The 17,988-nt window shown below is 72.1% G+C and carries 17 protein-coding genes and 1 pseudogene; 15 read left to right on the forward strand and 3 right to left on the reverse strand.

Features of this window, described 5'->3' with window-relative positions; translation table 11 throughout:
• The first annotated feature begins 2 nt into the window (after positions 1–2).
• The 11 genes from CC117_RS19325 to hypB are packed head-to-tail and all read left to right on the forward strand — an operon-like array spanning position 3 to position 7,791.
• Positions 3–584, forward strand: coding sequence for a hypothetical protein (locus CC117_RS19325; RefSeq protein ID WP_071086151.1), 582 nt, complete (start codon positions 3–5; stop codon positions 582–584).
• Positions 581–1,249, forward strand: coding sequence for a DUF5947 family protein (locus CC117_RS19330; RefSeq protein WP_071086153.1), 669 nt, complete (start codon positions 581–583; stop codon positions 1,247–1,249). The genes CC117_RS19325 and CC117_RS19330 overlap by 4 nt, the downstream gene beginning before the upstream one ends.
• The gene (locus CC117_RS19335) at positions 1,249–1,866 is read left to right on the forward strand and encodes a DUF6084 family protein (RefSeq protein ID WP_071086155.1); all 618 of its coding nucleotides are present in this window, start codon (positions 1,249–1,251) and stop codon (positions 1,864–1,866) included. The genes CC117_RS19330 and CC117_RS19335 overlap by 1 nt, the downstream gene beginning before the upstream one ends.
• Positions 1,863–3,206, forward strand: a complete 1,344-nt coding sequence (locus CC117_RS19340; RefSeq protein WP_071086157.1) for a hypothetical protein — start codon at positions 1,863–1,865, stop codon at positions 3,204–3,206. The genes CC117_RS19335 and CC117_RS19340 overlap by 4 nt, the downstream gene beginning before the upstream one ends.
• The gene (locus tag CC117_RS19345) at positions 3,203–3,814 is read left to right on the forward strand and encodes a hydrogenase maturation protease (RefSeq protein WP_071086159.1); all 612 of its coding nucleotides are present in this window, start codon (positions 3,203–3,205) and stop codon (positions 3,812–3,814) included. Before CC117_RS19340 ends, CC117_RS19345 begins: the two co-directional genes overlap by 4 nt.
• 2 nt (positions 3,815–3,816) lie before the next feature.
• Complete coding sequence (locus CC117_RS40595) at positions 3,817–3,921, forward strand: DUF6893 family small protein (RefSeq protein ID WP_407671419.1); 105 nt, start codon at positions 3,817–3,819, stop codon at positions 3,919–3,921.
• 5 nt (positions 3,922–3,926) lie between these two features.
• Positions 3,927–4,199 (forward strand): HypC/HybG/HupF family hydrogenase formation chaperone, encoded by a 273-nt coding sequence (locus tag CC117_RS19350; protein ID WP_071086186.1) that lies wholly within the window; start codon positions 3,927–3,929, stop codon positions 4,197–4,199.
• Between the two features lie 51 nt (positions 4,200–4,250).
• Entirely contained in the window at positions 4,251–5,417 is a 1,167-nt protein-coding gene (hypD, locus tag CC117_RS19355) for a hydrogenase formation protein HypD (RefSeq protein ID WP_071086188.1), read from the forward strand.
• On the forward strand, positions 5,414–6,601 hold the full coding sequence (hypE, locus tag CC117_RS19360; RefSeq protein ID WP_084132411.1) for a hydrogenase expression/formation protein HypE: 1,188 nt from the start codon (positions 5,414–5,416) through the stop codon (positions 6,599–6,601). The genes hypD and hypE overlap by 4 nt, the downstream gene beginning before the upstream one ends.
• A 14-nt stretch (positions 6,602–6,615) precedes the next feature.
• Positions 6,616–7,011, forward strand: a complete 396-nt coding sequence (locus CC117_RS19365) for a hydrogenase maturation nickel metallochaperone HypA/HybF (RefSeq protein WP_071086161.1) — start codon at positions 6,616–6,618, stop codon at positions 7,009–7,011.
• Positions 7,012–7,035: 24 nt separating this feature from the next.
• Positions 7,036–7,791, forward strand: a complete 756-nt coding sequence (gene hypB / locus CC117_RS19370) for a hydrogenase nickel incorporation protein HypB (RefSeq protein ID WP_071086192.1) — start codon at positions 7,036–7,038, stop codon at positions 7,789–7,791.
• Between the two features lies 1 nt (position 7,792).
• Here the strand turns inward: hypB and hypF are convergent.
• A pseudogene (hypF, locus tag CC117_RS19375) lies at positions 7,793–10,214 on the reverse strand (carbamoyltransferase HypF); the annotation flags it as partial.
• Between the two features lie 445 nt (positions 10,215–10,659).
• Between hypF and CC117_RS19380 the strand changes: the two are divergent.
• Entirely contained in the window at positions 10,660–11,673 is a 1,014-nt protein-coding gene (locus CC117_RS19380) for a hypothetical protein (protein ID WP_071086163.1), read from the forward strand.
• 60 nt (positions 11,674–11,733) lie between these two features.
• Here CC117_RS19380 and CC117_RS19385 read toward each other — a convergent pair whose 3' ends face one another.
• Positions 11,734–13,356, reverse strand: coding sequence for a YhjD/YihY/BrkB family envelope integrity protein (locus CC117_RS19385; protein WP_071086165.1), 1,623 nt, complete (start codon positions 13,354–13,356; stop codon positions 11,734–11,736).
• Positions 13,357–13,565: 209 nt separating this feature from the next.
• Entirely contained in the window at positions 13,566–14,096 is a 531-nt protein-coding gene (locus CC117_RS39215; RefSeq protein ID WP_256385396.1) for an NAD(P)-dependent alcohol dehydrogenase, read from the reverse strand.
• 562 nt (positions 14,097–14,658) lie between these two features.
• Here CC117_RS39215 and CC117_RS19395 point away from each other — a divergent pair.
• From CC117_RS19395 to CC117_RS19405, 3 genes are all read left to right on the forward strand, one after another.
• Entirely contained in the window at positions 14,659–15,333 is a 675-nt protein-coding gene (locus CC117_RS19395) for a hypothetical protein (RefSeq protein ID WP_071086167.1), read from the forward strand.
• A 147-nt stretch (positions 15,334–15,480) separates the two neighbouring features.
• A complete protein-coding gene (locus CC117_RS19400; protein WP_071086169.1) occupies positions 15,481–16,419 on the forward strand; it encodes a ribose-phosphate diphosphokinase in 939 nt (312 codons plus the stop codon).
• Positions 16,420–16,493: 74 nt separating this feature from the next.
• Positions 16,494–17,756, forward strand: coding sequence for a low temperature requirement protein A (locus CC117_RS19405; protein WP_071086171.1), 1,263 nt, complete (start codon positions 16,494–16,496; stop codon positions 17,754–17,756).
• Positions 17,757–17,988 lie beyond the last annotated feature (232 nt).

The raw sequence follows: 17,988 nt of genomic DNA on the forward strand, positions 1-17,988 counted from the left end.
CCGTGCCCGCCTCGCCCACCACMCCCGCCGCACCCACACCCGCCGCACCCACACCCGCGGCCACCGCACCGGCCGCCGCGGATCCGCGGGTCGCCGCAGCCCGGGTGGACGACCTCCTGGCCCGGCTGGACCAGCTCGGGGAGAACCGGACCCGGGTGCTCGCGGAGGAGATCGTCCGGGCCCTGATGGAGTTCTACGGTTCGGGCCTGGCCCGGCTGGCCCAGCTCACGGGTGACGACACCGTCCGGCTGTGGGGTGCGGACCCCCAGCTGGGGGCCCTGCTGGCCATGCACGGCCTGCACCCCGTCGGGACCAGCCAGCGCGTCGAGCAGGCGTTCGCGCAGGTCCGGGAACAGCTGGGGAGCCAGACCCCCACCTTCGAGATCACCGGACCGGAGGAGGCCCGGGTGGTCGTGGTACGCCCGGCCGTTCCCCCGGCCAGCCCCGCTGTCGCCGCCGCCGTCGAGGACGCCATCGCCGTCCTCGCCCCCGAGGTGACCATCACCGTCGAAGGCGGCCGCGCGGAGGCGGACGACCTGGCCGCGGGACGCACCCTGCTGCCCGTCGTCGGAGTGAGCGCGTGACCGCCACGCTGCACCGCTTCCTCGCCCGCGACCCGGCAGCCGGCCGCGCCCCCCGGTGCGAGTTCTGCGGCGAGTCGATGCCGGGCGGGACGTCGGACGGGCAGGCTGGCGGGCAGCCGGGTGGGCACGGGCACGTCGCGGATCTCGGCGCACGCTCCATCCTGTGCGTCTGTGCCGGGTGCCGGCTGCTGTTCACCGCTGCCGGCTCAGGCGGTGGGCGGTACCGGGCGATCCCCACCCGGTACCGGTACGCGCCCCGGTTCCCGGCCGCCTCCGAGCTGCTCGCGGCCGCGGCGATACCGGTGGGCCTCGCGTTCTTCGTCATCCACGACGGGCAGATCAGCGCGTTCTACCCGAGCCCCGCCGGGGCGACACACTGCGAGCTGCCGTCCGACCTCACTCCTTCCGCCGCCCCGGCCGGTACCGCCGGCTGGCTGCCGGAGCCCGATGTCGAGGCGCTGCTCGTCCACGTCACCCGCGACGGCCAGAGCGGCTACCTGCTGCCGATCGATGCCTGTTACCGGCTCGTCGGCGAGCTGCGGCTGCACTGGCGCGGCTTCGACGGCGGAGCCGAGGCCCGCGCGCGGCTCGCCGCGTTCCTCGCCGACGCCCGCCGCCGAGCGGGCACGGGCACGGGCACGGGCACGGGCACGGGGGCCGGATGATGGCCGATCTGACCTTCAGCTGCGTCGACGTCGCCCCGCTCCGGCACGCGGCGGCGCCGGCACTGCTGTTCCGCCTGCACATCGAGGAGAACAGCGGCGAGCGGCTGCACGCGCTGGCGCTGCGCTGCCAGATCCGCATCGAGACCGCCCGCCGCCGCTACGACGACGCGGAGACACAGGCTCTGACCGGGCTGTTCGGTGCCGGCCCGCCGCACCCGATCCAGTTCGCGACGGTCTCCGCGATGGTCCCGGGCTTCGCCGGCGCCGCGGATGTCGATCTCACGGTGCCCTGCACCTATGACCTCGAGGTCGCCTCCGGGAACTACTTCAGCTCGCTGCGCGATGGTGTGATCCCCCTGGACCTCCTGTTCAGCGGAACCGTGTTCGGCCTTGGCCCGCACGGGCTACGCGTCGAGCAGGTGCCCTGGCACCTGGAGGCCCGTTACCGGCTGCCGGTGACGACCTGGCGCGAGCTGATCGACCTGTACTTCCCCGGCACCGCGTGGCTGCGCCTGGACCGGAGCACCGTCGATGCCCTGGCCCGCTACCGGCGCGACCGCGCGATCCCCACCGCGGACGCCGCGATCACCTCGCTGCTCGCCGGAGGCGCACCATGACCAGAGTCGACAGAGCCGGAGCGGACCCCCTCGCCTTCCTGGACCAGGCCGCGCGGGCGGTGTCCGACACGGTCCTCTACGAGGGCTACCTCCTCTACCCGTACCGGGCCGACGCGCTGAAGAACCAGCACCACTGGCAGTTCGGCGTCCTGATGCCGCCGGCCGCCGCCGCCCCGGGCAGCGGAGAGCACAGCAACGCGCACACCGAGTTCCTCCTCGACGGGCGGGCGGACGCCCGGCTCAGGGTCGGCGTCCGCTGGCTGTGGGAACAGGGCGACACCGCGCCCGGGTCGGCGGCGCCGGCCAGCACCGCTCGCCGCGGCGAGGCTGCGATGGGCTTCGCGGTACAGGTCGGCGATCTGCTCGCCGCCCCCACCCGACGGGTGCTGGCCGCTGACGGCCCGAGCGGGCGGCGGGGCGAGGTTCTCCTCGATGCCCAGCGGCTGCCTGGCCCCTTCGGGGGGTTCCGGATCCGCGTCACGATCCGCAACACCTCTGCCATGGAACCTCCAGCCGACGTGGAACCCCCGGCCGACACCATCCCCCGGGCGGACGAGCGGGACGCCGCACTCGCCACCGCGTTCCTCGGCGTCCACCTGGTCGCCCGGGCCGACGGGGGCGGCTTCCTCTCCCTGACCGACCCACCCGAGTGGGCGGCGGACGCGGCGCGGGCCTGCGTCAACGAGCGGCTGTGGCCCGCCCTGCTGGGCCAGGCCGGACCTGCCGACACGGTCCTCGCCGCGCCGATCATCCTGCCGGACCATCCCCGCATCGCCGCCGAGAGCCCGGCGCCGTTCTGCGACGCGACGGAGATCGACGAGATGCTGGCCCTGCGGACGTCCACCCTCACCGACGCCGAGCGCCAGGGTGTGCGAGCGACGGACCCGCGGGCGGCGGACCTGCTCGACGCCGTCGCCGAGCTCGCGCCGGCCATGGTCGAGAAACTGCACGGCCGGACCACGGTCACCCCGCCGAGCGCGGCAGGCACTCCGGACCCGGAGGCGCCCGCACATCTGGCCCCGGGCAGCGCGGTACGGATCCGCCCACGCGGAATCCCGACGGCGATGCCCGTCCCGGCCACGACGCCCACGGCGGCCACAACGGCCACGGCGGCCGGGACTCCGAGCCCGGAGGCGACGTGGCCGCCGGGTGAGGTCATGCGCACGGACGCGCAGGACATGTTCGTCGACGGCGCGGCGGCCACCGTCGCCACCGTCCTGCACGACGTGGACGGGCAGACCCATGTCGCGGTCACCCTCGACGACGACCCCGGCGCGGATCTGCGCCGCGAGTTCGGCCGCTTCCTGTACTTCACGCCCGACGAACTGGAGGCCCGATGACCACGCCGGGGACGGGCACGAACGGGGCGGCCACCGGAGCCGGACCGGCCGCCCGCACGCTGGTCGCCGGGGTTGGCAACCTCCTGCTCGGTGATGACGGGTTCGGCGTCGAGGTGGTGCGGCGCCTGCTGCGCGGCGGCGTGCCGCCCGGGGTCACCGCCGCCGACTACGGGATCAGCGGCCTGCAGCTCGCCTTCGACCTGTGCTCCGGGTACGGGACGGTGGTGCTCGTCGACGCGCTCGGCCAGGGCCGCCCGCCGGGCACCGTCTCGCTGGTCGACCTCGGCGGCGCGCGGACGCCGGTCTCTCTCGACGCCCACGGGATGCGACCGGACGCCGTTCTCGATCTGGTCGCGACGCTCGGCGGCGACCTCGACCGGGTACTGCTGGTCGGCTGCGAGCCGGCGCGGGTGGACCACCAGATCGGGCTCTCCGCACCGGTGGCCGCCGCGGTCGCGCCGGCGCTCACCCTGATCCGCTCGATCATCGGCACCGGTAGCCCGGACGGGCCACCCGTGACCAGCACGGACGCGCTCTTCCCCGTCCCGCTGCCCATCAACCTCTCGCTCATCGAACCACCGGTGATCGAACTGTCCACAAGGGAGTGATCATGTCTCACTGGGTGCTGCTCACCGCCGCGGCGGCGGGCCTCGGCGCAGTCGCTGTCACGGTGGCCCCGGATGTACGGCGCTACCTCGAGTTCAGCCGGCTGTGATCCGGATGTGTCTTGGCATCCCCGGCGAGGTCGTGGCGATCCGACCGGACAATCCGGACATCGCGACGGTTGACGTCAGCGGGGTCCGGCGGGCGATCAACATCGGTCTGCTGGACGCCTGCCCGCCCCGTCCGGGGGACTGGGTCCTGATCCATGTGGGCTTCGCCCTCTCACGGATCGACGAGGCGGAGGCGCAGGCCGCGATGGAGTTCCTCACCGGCATCGGCCGGGCCTACGACGACGAGCTGGCGGCCCTGCGTGCCTCGTCCATCGACTGACCGGACCGTCCATCGGGCATACGGGCGAGGCTGACCGGAGAGGTGGAGCTGATGCGTTTCGTCGACGAGTACCGGGACGCCGGCACGGCGCGGGCGTTGTCCGCCCGCATCGCCGGACTCTGCGAACCCGGGCGTGACTACGCCTTCATGGAGGTGTGCGGCGGGCACACCCACACGATCTACAAACACGGGCTGGAGGACCACCTCCCGCCGGCCGTCTCCCTGGTGCACGGGCCGGGCTGCCCCGTCTGCGTCATCCCGATGGGCCGGGTCGACGATGCCATGCACATCGCCCGTCAGGACGGGGTCATCATGACCTCGTTCGGGGACATGATGCGCGTCCCGGGYAGCCACGGCTCGTTCTTCGACGCGAACGCCGAGGGCACCGACATCCGGATGGTCTACTCCCCCCTCGACTCGCTGAAGATCGCGCGGGCGAACCCCGACCGGAGGGTGGTCTTCATGGCCATCGGGTTCGAGACCACCACGCCGTCGACGGCGATGACGGTCCGCCGCGCGGCGCAGGAGGGGCTGCAGAACTTCTCGATCTTCTGCAACCACATCACGATCGTCCCGGCGCTGCGGGCGATCCTCGACTCCCCCGATGTGCGGCTGGACGGCTTCGTCGGCCCGGGCCATGTCTCGACGGTCATCGGCTGCCGGCCCTACGACTTCATCCCGCGTGACTACGGCCGGCCGCTGGTGGTCTCCGGCTTCGAGCCGCTGGACATCCTGCAGTCCATCCACCACCTGCTGCGCCAGCTGCGCGACGGGCGCTGCGAGGTGGAGAACCAGTACACCCGGGTCGTCGCCGCCGAGGGCAACCCGGTCGCGCTCGCCGCGATCGACGAGGTGCTCGAACCACGCGCCGACTTCGAGTGGCGCGGCCTGGGCCGCATCCCGTGGTCGGCCATGCAGGTGCGGGAGCGCTATGCCGCCTTCGACGCGGAGCGGATCTTCGCGCCGCCGGGAGCCCGGGTGGAGGATCCGAAGGCCTGCCAGTGCGGAGAGGTGCTCACCGGCGTCATCAAACCGTGGGAGTGCAAGGTCTTCGGTACCGGGTGCACGCCGGAGACCCCGATCGGGGCATGCATGGTCTCCCCCGAAGGGGCCTGCGCGGCCTTCTACAACTTCGGGCGCCTCCGGCACCGCACGCTGGGCACCGAGAGCAGCAGCGCGGGCAACGCGAAGGCTGCGAAGGCGGTGAGCACCGTATGACGGCAGCAGCGCAGAGAGGCGGGGCAGGCGGTACCGGCGGCGGGAGCGGCGGGRGGGGKGGGRGGGGKGGGRGGGGTGGTGCCGGGGTCCTCGACCGGGTCGAGGCGGCGAGGCGGCGGCGACCGAAGCTGCGCGACACCCACATCACGTCGGCACACGGCGCCGGCGGCAAGGCCACGGCGACGCTGATCGACGCGGTGTTCCTCGAGGCCCTGCGCAACCCGCTGCTGGAGCCGCTGGAGGACGCCGCGGTGTTCACCGCCGGCGCCGAGCGCCTCGCCCTGACCACGGACTCCTTCGTCGTGACGCCCCTGTTCTTTCCCGGCGGCAGCATCGGCGACCTGGCGGTGAACGGCACGGTCAACGACCTGGCGGTCGCCGGCGCCCGGCCGCTGCACCTGGCCTGTGCGGTCATCCTGGAGGAGGGGATGGACGTCGGGGAGCTGCGGCGCATCGTCGGCGACCTGGCCGGGGCGGCAGCCCGCGCGGGAGTCTCGGTCGTCACGGGGGACACCAAGGTCGTCCAGCGCGGCCGGGCCGACGGGTGCTACATCACCACCACCGGCGTGGGCCTGGTCGACCCCGACCTGCGCCTCGGCGCCTCCATGGCCCGGCCGGGGGATGCCGTCCTGGTCACCGGGCCGATCGGCGACCACGGCATCACCGTGCTGTTGGCTCGTGGCGACCTGGACATCAGTGCCGACATCCGGTCGGACACCGCCCCGCTGACCGGGCTCGCCGCCCGGCTGCTCACGGCGACAGGCCCACATTCGGACCACGGCAGGCACGACGGGCACAGCGAGCACGGCGGGCTGCGCGCGATGCGGGACGCAACCCGCGGCGGGGTGGCAACGATCCTCAACGAGGTGGCGCGGGCGTCCGGTGTCGGGGTCGTGGTCGACGAGGACGCGGTGCCGGTGCGCACCGAGGTCCGCGGTGCCTGTGAGCTGCTCGGCCTCGACCCGCTGTACGTGGCCTGCGAGGGCCGGATGGTCGCGGTCGTCGCCCCCGAGGCGGTCGACGCGGCGCTCGCGGCGCTGCGCGCGGATCCGCTCGGCGCGGGCGCGGCGGTGATCGGCCGGGTCGTCGACGAACCGCCGGGAACCGTGCTGCTGAACACGACCTTCGGCGGCACCCGGATCGTCGACCTGCTCGTCGGCGACCCGCTGCCCCGGATCTGCTGAGCGGCGGCGGGCAGGTGCACGAGCTCTCGGTCACCGTCGGCCTCGTCGACATGATCACTGAACGGGTGCCGTCGGACCTGCGGGTCACCCGGGTGGCCGTCGAGATCGGCCGGCTCTCCGGGGTGATGACCGACCCCGTGCGGTTCTGCTTCGACCTGGTCGCCGCCGGCACCCCGCTCGAGGGTGCGTGCCTGGACGTCACCGAGCCGCCCGGGCACGGCCGGTGCCGCCGGTGTGGCAGCGACGTCGCGCTGCCGGACCTGCTCACGCCGTGCCCCTGCGGCAGCCATGAGATCGACCTGACGGGCGGCGAGCAGGTCCGGATCACCGCGGTCGAGGTGGAACCCGCACGGCCCGCGGCGGTCGGGGAGGAGTCGGCGCGGCAGGCGGGCTCACGGCAGGCGGGCTGAGGACGGGCACGGGAGGTGGTCTCGATGTGTGGCACCTGCGGCTGCGATGGGCGGAGCCGGCTGGACGGCTCCGAGAACGCGCGGGCTCGAACCCTGCGTCTGGAGCTGGACGTCCTGGCCCACAACGACGAGGCCGCCCATGCCAACCGGGCGTGGCTGGCGGCGCGGCGGGCCTGTGCGGTCAACCTGATGAGCTCCCCGGGGGCGGGGAAGACCACGCTGCTGGAGCACACGATCCTGGCGCTGGCCGGCACGGTCGCGTGCGCGGTGGTCGAAGGCGACCAGGAGACAGCGCTCGACGCCCGGCGCATCCGTGCCACCGGCGCCCCCGCGGTCCAGGTGAACACCGGTACCGGCTGCCACCTGGACGCTCCGACGGTGGGGCGGGCGCTGCGCGCGCTGGACCCGCCCGATGGCCTCGACCTGCCGGGCGGGTCGGTGGTCCTCATCGAGAACGTGGGCAACCTGGTGTGCCCCGGACTGTTCGACCTCGGCGAATCGGCCCGCGTGGTGCTGGCGTCCGTCCCCGAGGGCGAGGACAAGCCCAGCAAGTACCCGCACATGTTCCGGGCGGCGGATCTCATCCTGCTCACCAAGGTTGATCTACTGCCGTATCTGGCGTTCGACGGAGAGCTGTTCACCGACGCGGTCCGCCAGGTCAACCCGTCCGCGCCGGTCGTGGCGGTGTCGGTGACCGACGGCACCGGGCTGGCCGACTGGCTCAGCTGGCTGCGTGCCCRCTGCGCCGGCTGCGCGCCCCGGCCGCCCGGGCCTCGTTGATCCTTGCGCCGGCCACCACGGCCTGGCCCAGGCTGATCCCGCCGTCGTTGCACGGCACCCGGGAGTGGGTCAGCACGGTGAACCCCTCACGGGTCAGGCCGTCCACCACGTCGCCGAACAGGCGCAGGTTCGCGAACACGCCCCCGGACAGCGCCACGGTTCCCGCGCCCGGCGCGGCGATCAGCTCCCGCAGCGTCACGCAGGTGGTGACGGTGAGCCGGGCCAGGCCGCTGTGGAAGCGCGCCGCGATGACCGGCGCCTCGACACCGTCCCGCAGGTCCTCCACGACACCGGCGATCAGGTCGGTACCGCGCAGCCGCAGGGCCTGCCCACCGCCCGCGCCCTCGGCGGTTCCGTTGTTGCCACCGCCGGCCGGGTAGGTGCCGTGGTCGCCGGGTGCCGCGATCCGTTCCAGCTCGATCGCGGCCTGGCCCTCGTACCGGATCGTGTCGCGGACGCCGACCAGCGCCGCGACCGCGTCGAAGAGCCTGCCGACGCTGCTGGTCAGTGGCACGATCGGCCGCGCCTGGGCGAGGCGGGTGACGGCGTCCCACTGCGGGGCGTTGCGGTGCGCGACGGCGAGGGTCTCCGGGTGGTCGGCGCCGCAGGCCAGCAGGTAGGCCGCGGCCATCCGCCACGGCGCGCGGACCGCCGCCGCCCCGCCCGGCAGCGGCACCGCCTCGAAATGCCCGACCCGGGCGAAGCCGGCCAGGTCGGCCCAGAGGAACTCGCCGCCCCACAGGGTGCCGTCGACGCCGAAGCCCAGCCCGTCGAAGGCCACCCCGATCACCGGCCCGGCCTGCCTGTTGTCGGCCAGGCAGGAGGCGATGTGCGCATGGTGGTGCTGCACGCCGATCACGGGCAGATCCTGGTCGAGCGCCCACTTGGTGGAGAGGTACTCCGGGTGCAGATCGTGCGCGACGAACTCGGGCCGGATGTCGAACAGCCGCCGCAGGTGTTCGATCGCGCCGGTGAACGCTCGCTGCGTCTGGTGGTTCTCCAGGTCGCCGATGTGCCCGGACAGGTAGGCGCGCCGGCCCGCCGCCAGGCAGACGGTGTTCTTCAGTTCGGCGCCGCAGGCGAGCACGGGACGTCGGAACTCCAGCGCCTCCGGCAGGGTCACCGGCTCCGGGGCGTAGCCACGGGAGCGGCGCACCAGCGTCTCCCGCCCGCGCACCGACCGGGCGACCGAGTCGTCGAGCCGGGTGTGGATCGCGCGGTCGTGGCGGAGGAACCCGTCCGTCACCGGGGCGAGCGCGCGCAGGGCCGCGTCGTCCTCGAAGACAATCGGCTCGTCGGACATGTTGCCGCTGGTGAGCACGATCGGACCGGGTAGGCGGGCAAGCAGCAGATGGTGCAGCGGCGTGTACGGCAGCATCACCCCGATCGTCGCGACACCGGGCGCGACCGACGGCGCGATGTGCGGCGGGCCGCCTCGGTGGTCGAGCAGGACGATGGGGCGCCGGCGGCCGGTGAGCAGGGCGCGCGCGGCCGGGTCCAGGAAGCACATCCGCTCGACGTCGGCCAGGCCGCGCGCCATGACGGCGAAGGGCTTGCCCTCGCGGTGCTTGCGCCGACGCAGGGCGCTGACCGCGTGCTCGTCGTCGGCGCGCACGGCGAGGTGGTACCCGCCCAGGCCCTTGACGGCGAGGATGCCGCCGGCCCGCAGCAGCCCGGCCGCCTGGTCGAGCGCGTAGGCGGACCGCCGCGCCGGGTCGCCGGCACGGACGGCGGCGTCGGGCGGCCGCAGTCCGGCGCCCACCCTCAGGCCGGGGCCGTACCGGAACTCGGGTGTGAGCCAGAACCCCGGCCCCGGGCGGAACTCCAGGGTGGGGCCGCAGGCCGGGCAGCACACCGGCTGGGCGTGGAAGCGGCGATCGGTCGGGTCGTGGTACTCCGCGCTGCACCGCGCGCACATCTGGAACGGGGCCATCGTCGTCGCCACCCGGTCGTAGGGCACGTCCAGGGTGATCGTGAAGCGCGGCCCGCAGTTGGTGCAGTTGATGAACGGATACTGGTAGCGGCGGTCCGCTGGGTCGGCGAGCTCGGCGAGGCAGTCGTCGCAGGTGGCGCTGTCCGCGCAGACCTGGGTTCGGGGCCCGCCCGCGCCGGCCGCCGCCGCGCTCTCCACGATGCGGAACTCCGGCCGGCCCACCGGCGGCACCGCCAGGCGGGTGACGTCCACGGGGGTGACGTCCACGGACTCGATCTGGGCCAGTGGCGGGACCTCGTCCCGCAGCGCGGTGAGGAACGCGGTGATGCGGCGCCGGTCGCCGTCCAGTTCGATGTGGACGCCCTCGCTGTCGTTACCGACCTCGCCGCCGAGCCCCAGCCGCGTCGCCAGGCCATGGACGAAAGGGACGGAACCCGACGCCCTGCACGATCCCGGTCACCTCGACTCTGACATGCTCCCGTGAGGCCACCCGTCCAGTGTCGCCCCACTCACCCGAAGCCGCAGCTCACCACCGCGAAACGGCGCACCGGCCGCGGCTTCCGGACACGGCCCGGCAGCAGGAACAGGCACCTGCCCGTGTCACCAGCCGGCGACGTCGAACGGTTCGTCGATACGGCGGCCGAGTACTTCGCGGGTGTCGACCTTCTGGTCGCGAATGCCGGCGGTTCGGGCGAAGCCGAGAACGGACCCGAGCGCCGGTTCCGGCGGTTTTCCTGCTCTTAGGCCGGAGACGCCGAACCGACCCCGAACCGGCTGACTCGCTGTTGACTGTCCCGTAAAATGACGAAGATGACCGGTCACGGGGGTGAGCGCAGTTTGGATTCCGAGCTGGCCGCAGCCCTCCGGGTGTACCACCGAGGCACACCGCGGTCGTACACCCACGGAACCCCGGCACTCACCCCCGAGCGCATGACATGACCAGCAACGCAGGCAATCGTCCGGTTTTCGAGCCAGACCCGGAGGAGACAGGGCTCCAGAGGACGGGGCTCTTCCTGGCACTCGCGACGAGCTTTGTTCTGTTCGTGGTCGCAAGCGCCCTCATCGGCGGAAACGCCACCCTGAAATTGCTGATCGGCCTTTCTGGCGTGGCACTCCTGACCGGCTGCTACTCGGCGGTCGCACTGTTCGTGGTACGCCGTGGCGGGAAACGATGCGTGACGTTCGCCTTCGCCGCCGAGGTGTGCGCCATGCTTCTGGTGCTCGGGCTGGTGGTCGGATCCTCGGTCGTACTTGTGGTAGCGGAAGCTCCCGCCGGACTCGGCTTTCTTCCTCCCCTGGTTCTGACCGTCCCGCTGCTCGTCGTCTGGGCCAGGTTCCACGACTGGATGGAGTTGCGGATCGCGCCCGCCCGAAGATCGTCCCCGGCAGGCACGGTGYGGGAACCGGCCCCGCCCAGGACCGACCCATCGCCGGCCACGACCCTCCCGCAGGTCGACCGGTTCACCGAATCGGCGAGATCGGCACTCCACCACGTCACGACCAGTCGACGCGGCGGCGCCCCGCTCGACACCCGTGTGATGCTGCTGACGATCTGGGACGCGCACTCCAGTGGCCGGTGGAGCCGCATCTGGCTGGAATCGCGCGACCCCGAGACGATACGGCGCATGGAACGGGCCGCCGGCGCAGTGGCGGACCCGGATCCAGCGCCGCGCGGGCTCTGGCTGGGAGCTCCGCTGACCGGCACGACCAGGACTGCGCTGTTGGCAGCGGAGCAGGTCAGCAATCGGTGGCAACTCGGGCTGATATCACCCGGCATACTGGCCTTGGGCCTCGTCTCGGATCCGTCGTCGTCGGCGTCCCGTGCTCTGACCGACGGAACTCCGCTGACCCGTCGCCGTCTCCTGACCCTGATCCAGGAAGACGTCCTGGGAGTTACGCTCGACGGGCTGCAGCGGGAGCTGGACACGATCGTCACGAGCTACCGATAGGCACGGAACCTGTCCGTGCCATGACCTCGCCGAAACCATCGTCGGCCAGTGCCCGCGCCGCTACCGGCCGGGTTCCGGGGACGCGGGCATCTCGGGATCGGCCAGCGGGCGGCCGAAGGACTCCCCGAACACGAGGTCGGTGACGGGGCGGCGGCGGAGGCGCCGCGGGAAGTCCCGCTCGGGGTAGCCGACCGCCAGGAGCGCCGCGGTCGCGTACCCCTCCGGGATGCCGAGCAGCGCCGCCACCTTCGGCTCGTCCGCGACGAGCAGCGTCGTCAGCGCGGTGGCGACGCCGGCGCCGCGCAGCGCGAGGCAGAGGTTCTGCACGATCGGATACACCGACGCCCCGCCGACGATGCTCAGCCGGTCCAGGTCGGTGTCGGTCGGGTGCAGCGCCGCGAGCTTCGCACAGACCACCACGAGCACCGGGACGTCCGCCAGGGTGCGCACGAAGTGGTCCGTGTCCGGCGTCGCCGTGATCCCGCGCTCGTCCAGGTAGGGCTGCCAACGGGCCAGGTAGAGGTCCGCGAGCGCGCGGCGGTGCTCCGGGTCACGGACCACCACGAACCGCACCGGCTGGCGGTTCCCGCCCTGCGGGCCGAAACGCGCCGCGTCGAACGCCTCCAGCAGGACGTCGTCGGGCACCGGGTCCGGCCGGAACCGGCGGCAGGTGCCCGTGGTACGCATCGCGTGCAGCAGCTCCATGGGCCGATCCTGGTCGAAGGAGACGTCCACCTGCTGGAAGCTCTTGAACTGCTCCGCCTGCGCGTACGCGGTGTACACCCGCCGGTCCGAGTCGGTCAGGACGACGTCGTCGACGAACGGTGTCAGCAGCGCCCGCGGGTAGAGCCTGCCCACCCGCACCGAGTTGATCTCCATGGCGAACACGATCACCGCCGCCAGCAGGTACAGCCAGGTGACCAGGCCGAGCACCAGGGCGAACAGGCCGTACACCTGGGTGCGGCCCTGCAGCTGGTACTGCAGCAGGTAGGTACCGGCGGACTGGATTACCTGCCAGCCCAGCGCCGCGAGCGCCGCCCCGGGCAGGTTCGCCCGGAACGAGACGTCCTTGACGGTGAGCAGGCGGAACGCCACCAGGATCAGGCCGGTGTTCCCGGCGATGCCGAGCAGCACCGCCAGCACCTGCAGGCCGGCGCCGAGCCCCGTTCCGAGGTCGCTCGCGCGGGTCGTGATCGCCGACAGCAAGGTCGTCAGGACCACACCGAGACCCAGCAGGCCGATCAGCCCGAAGCTGCGCACCCGCGCCAGGAACGGGTTCGGCCGGGAGCGCCGCGGCACCGCCCACACCGTGTCCAGCGCGTTCCCGAGCGCGCGGGCCACCCCCAGGCTGCCCCAGATGCTGCCGAGCACACCGATCGCGACCGCCGCCGCACTGCCCCGCAGCGCGCGGACGTCGCTGCGCAGCTGATCACCGATGATCGGGAACTGGCTGAGCGCCGAGCTGACGAGCTGCTCCTGCAGATCCGGATGCCCGGCGAGCACGAAACCCAGACCGGTCACGAGCAGCAGCAGCAGCGGGAACAAGGAGAGGAAGCCGTAGAACGCGATCAGCGCGGCGAGGTAGCCGCCCTGGTCCTCCGCGAACTTGTAGACCACCGCCAGCGGGAACGCGACACTCGGCCTGCTCTGCTGCGCACGATCAAGACGTACGCCGAGGCCCATCCCCCGCCTCCTCGGTTCCGGCGCGCCGCTCGGGCAGCACCCCCGCAAAAGTATCTGGCCCGACAACCGCGATCGTAGGGAGGACCTGCACCGAGGTGTCCCACTCCGATGCGGGATCTACACCGAGCGGCCGGYAGGATCGCGAGGCGCCGAGCGTGGACGTCGGTGATGTCCGGCGGGGTGGTGGACGCGGTGGCGGACGGGCGTGCTCACGAACGGATCGAGATCACCACGTTGCCGAGCTTCCTCCCGGACTCGACGTACCGGTAGGCGTCCACGATCTCCTCCAGCGGGTACTGCCGGTCCAGAAGCGGCTGGAACTGCCCGGAGGCGAGCAGGTCCCGGAGGTGCTCGACCATCTGCTGGTCGATCGAGGGGAACGGGAACATCACCTTCCTGCCGCGCGCCAGCGGGGTGAGCGCCGCCAGCAGCAGGTTCTGCGCGAACCGGCCGGGCTCGCCCGAGGCGTACACCCCGCCGGGCCGGAGCAGCCTCCGACACCGGCTCCACGAACTCGCGCCGACCGCGTCGAGCACGGCGTCGTAGCCGTCCTCGTCCTGGGTGAAGTCCTGGGTGAAGTCCTGGGTGAAGTCCTGGGTCGTGTGATCGATGACCCCGTCGGCGCCCAGCCCTGGCATCCGGTCGACCCCGTCGGGCCCGCACACCGCCGTGACACGGGCACCCCGGCACTTCAGAAGCTGGACCGCTGCCGAACCGATGGCCCCGCTCGCCCCGATCACGAGGACCCGCCTCCCCTCCCAGGCCGGGATCCTCGTGATGAACGACAGGGCGTAGTGCGCGCCCTCCGTGGCCGCCGCGGCCTGCTCGAAGGAGACCCCTGCCGGTATCCGCGCCAGCTACCGGGCGGCCCGGTAGCCGCAGTCAGTCCGGTTCACCGTCGCCGCATGCACCCTGACCAGCAGCTCACCGACACCAGCCCGGGGTCTGTCGACCTCCCGGATTTCCACCACCTCCGGCGGGCCGTATCTGGTGTGCACCGCAGCCCACATCCGCAAGCATCTCCTGTGACCCTCATCGCGCCTCGCGGACCGGGCAATCGGCTGGACCAGGCCTTCTGCGACCGTCGCGTTCCCCTCCAGGACCGAGCGGCCCCTACGCTGTCATACCTGCACGAGGATTTCGGGTGCCCGCGGTTACGGGTGGGCGCTGTTCGTCGGGTTTTGGCCGGTGCGGACAGCGGCATTCAGGGTGCGGATCTCGGCAGGCGAGTAACAGACTCGTCCTTTTTGTCATACTTGGGCCGTGCGATGCGGATTTCGGCAGTATCGATGGGGGCCGGCGGTGGCGCTCCTTACCGTCGCCGTCCTGCTCGCAGGTTGCGGTGGGAATGACATCGAACGGCCAGGCGAAGGCCCGGCGCCGACCGGACCCGCGGCGGCCCCGGCGGACGCGACAGCGGCCTGCCTGGCCCTGGCCCGCAGCCTGGATGACCTGCGCCCGCCGGTGGACCTTTCGCAGCCGGGGCCGACTCATCACCGGATGAACGGGGTGGGGGGTCTCGTCCGCGCGGCGGCCAGCTACGACAGCCGTCTGGGCACGCTGGAGGAGGCCGTCGACCGGGTCGTGGACGCCGCCGGAACACTGGACGCCGCCGGTCTGACCGAGGCCGTCCCGGCCGCGCTCGCCGTCTGCCGGACGGCCGGCCTGCCCACCGAACAGGGTGACGGGTCCGACGCGGCCGCGGACGCGGCGGCAGGATGCGCCGCGGTGGCGCGGAGCCGGGACCTGTTCGCTGCCACCGACGTCCAGTCGGTCACGTTCGAGACCAACCTGCGCCTCGGTGGGGCCGAGGAGCTGCTGATCGCGGCGAGCGAAGCGGAGAGCCGCTACCAGCCCGTGGCCGACGCGATCAGGCCGGTGCGGCAGGACCTGACGGTCCTGGCGCTCGACCGGCTACCCACCAGCGGCGCCCGTGCGCTCGCCACCTGCGGACAACAGGGACTACCGCACGAGTAAAGGCACACGAAGGCACACGTGGACCGTCACGCCGCGCATCCACCTCACCGGACACCCCGCCCCGCGCCGGACACCAGCTGAGCGGCCTCGGACACCCTCATAGGATGAACACATCCCGACAACCTCCCGAACAGCCAGGAGCGGTGCGTGCGAGAGATTGCCGTGTTCAGCGGAAGCGCCCATCGGCAGCTCGCCGACGAGGTGTGCAGGCACCTGGGCGTGCCGCTGTCACCGGTCCAGATCGACCGTTTCGCCAACGACTGCCTCGAGGTGCAGCTGCAGGCGAACTGCCGTGAGCGTGACATCTTCATCATCCAGCCGCTGGTACGCCCCGTCCAGGAGCACCTGGTCGAGCTTCTCCTCATGCTGGACGCCGCCAGGGGCGCCTCCGCCGCCCGGACGACCGTCGTCATCCCGCACTACTCCTATGCGCGGTCGGACAAGAAGGACACACCGCGCATCTCCATCGGCGGGCGCCTCGTCGCGGATCTGATGGTCACCGCGGGAGCCAGCCGCATCCTCGCGATGACCCTGCACTCCCCGCAGGTGCACGGGTTCTTCAGCGTTCCCGTCGATCACCTGCACGCGCTGCGCGAGCTCGCCGACCACTTCCTCCAGTACGACCTGTCGAACACCACCGTCGTCTCCCCCGACCTCGGCAACRCCAAGGAGGCGGCGCGGTTCGCCCGGCGCCTCGGTGTTCCGGTCGCCGCCGGGGCCAAGCAACGGTTCGCCGACGACCGGGTCGCCATCAGCGCGGTCATCGGTGAGGTGGCCGGCCGCGACATCATCATTCTCGACGACGAGATCGCCAAGGGCAGCACCGTGCTCGAGCTGCTCGACAGGCTCCGTGACATCGGTGTCCGCTCGATCCGTGTCGCCTGCACCCACGGGCTGTTCGCGAACGGGGCGCTGAAGCGGATCGGTGACCAGCCCGACGTCCTCGAGATCGTCTGCACCAACACGGTGCCCGTTCCCGAGGCCGAGCAGACGTCCAAGCTGAAGGTTCTCTCCATCGCACCGGCGCTCGCCGAGGCCATGCGGCACATTCACAACGGCGAGTCGGTCAGCGCCCTGTTCGACTAGCCCGGCCGCCTTGCGGAACTCCTCCATCCCAGGTCAAGGCCGCTGAAGACGACAGTCCCCTCAGGAGGTCACTGATGGAGAACCTGCGGCATCGGACGTCCAGGATGGCGGGGCGGGATCCTCAGGAGGAACACCGGGCGGCGACCCCGCTGGAGCTGCTCTTCGACCTGGCGTTCGTGGTGGCGTTCGGGACTGCGGCGAACGAGCTGGCGCACGCGCTCGCCGCCGACCACGTGGCCGACGGGATCGTCGGGTTCRCCTTCGCGACGTTCGCGGTGTCCTGGGCGTGGATCAACTTCGCCTGGTTCGCGTCGGCGTACGACACGGACGACTGGCTCTACCGGCTGACCACCATGCTGCAGATGGTCGGGGTGCTGGTGCTCGCGCTGGGCCTTCCGGCGATGTTCGCCTCCCTCGACCACGGGGAGACACTGGACAACGACGTGATGGTCTGGGGCTACGTCGTGATGCGGGTCGCGATGCTGATCCAGTGGCTGCGAGCCAGCCGGCAGGACCCGGCCCGCCGCGGCGCGCACGCCGCCTACATCGGGTCCATCGTCGTCTCCCAGATCGGCTGGTGCGCGCTGGCGATCGTCGACCTGCCGATCAGGACGACGTTCGCGCTGATCGCGGTGCTGGTACTGATCGAGCTGAGCGGTCCGGTGCTGGCGGAACGCCGGTTCGGCGGCACGCCCTGGCACGCGCATCACATCGCCGAGCGGTACGGACTGATGGTCATCATCACGCTCGGTGAGGGATTGCTCGGCACAATGGTGAGCCTGACCGCGCTGACCACCGCCGGCCTGACGTTCGACGTCGCACTGCTCGCGCTCGCCGGTACGGCGTTGACCTTCGGGATGTGGTGGACGTACTTCGTGATCCCGCACGGGGAGATCCTGCATGCCCGCCGGGGCCGGTCCTTCGGCTGGGGCTACGGTCACCTGCCGCTGTTCGGTGCGATCGTCGGCGTCGGGGCCGGGCTGCATGCGGCGGCGTACTTCCTGGAGCACCACAGCGAGCTGTCGCTGGTGGGGACGGTGCTGACGGTCGTCGTGCCGCTGGCGGTGTACGTGTCCGCGCTGTACCTGTTCTACGCGGTCATCAGCCGCAGCATCGACCCGTTCCACCTGCTGCTGGTCGCGCTTTCGGTGGGCTTCCTGGTCGCCCCCGTCCTGATGGCCGCGGGCGGGGTATCCGTCACCTGGTGCCTCGTCGTGGTGGCCTTCACTCCGTGGGTGACGGTAGTGGGCTACGAGACGGTCGGCTACCGCCACAACATCGATGTGGTGAGGAGCCTGCACGAACAGCCAGCTGGGAAGGCCGAGGCGGGCGCATAGTCGCCGGGCCTGCGCCGGCGCCGGCGCCGGCGCGCGAATGTCGATGAGTGTTCCTGCGTTCCCTGGAGCCTCGCCGCATAACCATTCAAAGCCCTACCTGTGAACGAAACCGGGGCAGCTTCACTCATGTACCGACAGCTGGCTAGGGCTCGGTGCCGAAGGCGCGGAGAAAGGTCGCGGCTGCCTGTCCGGCGACGGCCCGCAGCTCCGCTTGGGGGATCTTCCTGGTTCC

The organism is Parafrankia colletiae (genome assembly GCF_001854655.1).
Taxonomy (GTDB): Bacteria; Actinomycetota; Actinomycetes; order Frankiales; family Frankiaceae; genus Parafrankia; species Parafrankia colletiae.

Excerpts from the sequence above, each read along its gene's own strand:
- CC117_RS19335 (WP_071086155.1), top strand. The coding sequence starts at position 1,249 with ATGGCCGATCTGACCTTCAGCTGCGTCGACGTCGCCCCGCTCCGGCAC.
- CC117_RS19345 (WP_071086159.1), top strand. The coding sequence starts at position 3,203 with ATGACCACGCCGGGGACGGGCACGAACGGGGCGGCCACCGGAGCCGGA.
- CC117_RS19340 (WP_071086157.1), top strand. The coding sequence starts at position 1,863 with ATGACCAGAGTCGACAGAGCCGGAGCGGACCCCCTCGCCTTCCTGGAC.
- CC117_RS40595 (WP_407671419.1), top strand. The coding sequence starts at position 3,817 with ATGTCTCACTGGGTGCTGCTCACCGCCGCGGCGGCGGGCCTCGGCGCA.
- CC117_RS19385 (WP_071086165.1), bottom strand. The coding sequence starts at position 13,356 with ATGGGCCTCGGCGTACGTCTTGATCGTGCGCAGCAGAGCAGGCCGAGT.
- CC117_RS19350 (WP_071086186.1), top strand. The coding sequence starts at position 3,927 with ATGTGTCTTGGCATCCCCGGCGAGGTCGTGGCGATCCGACCGGACAAT.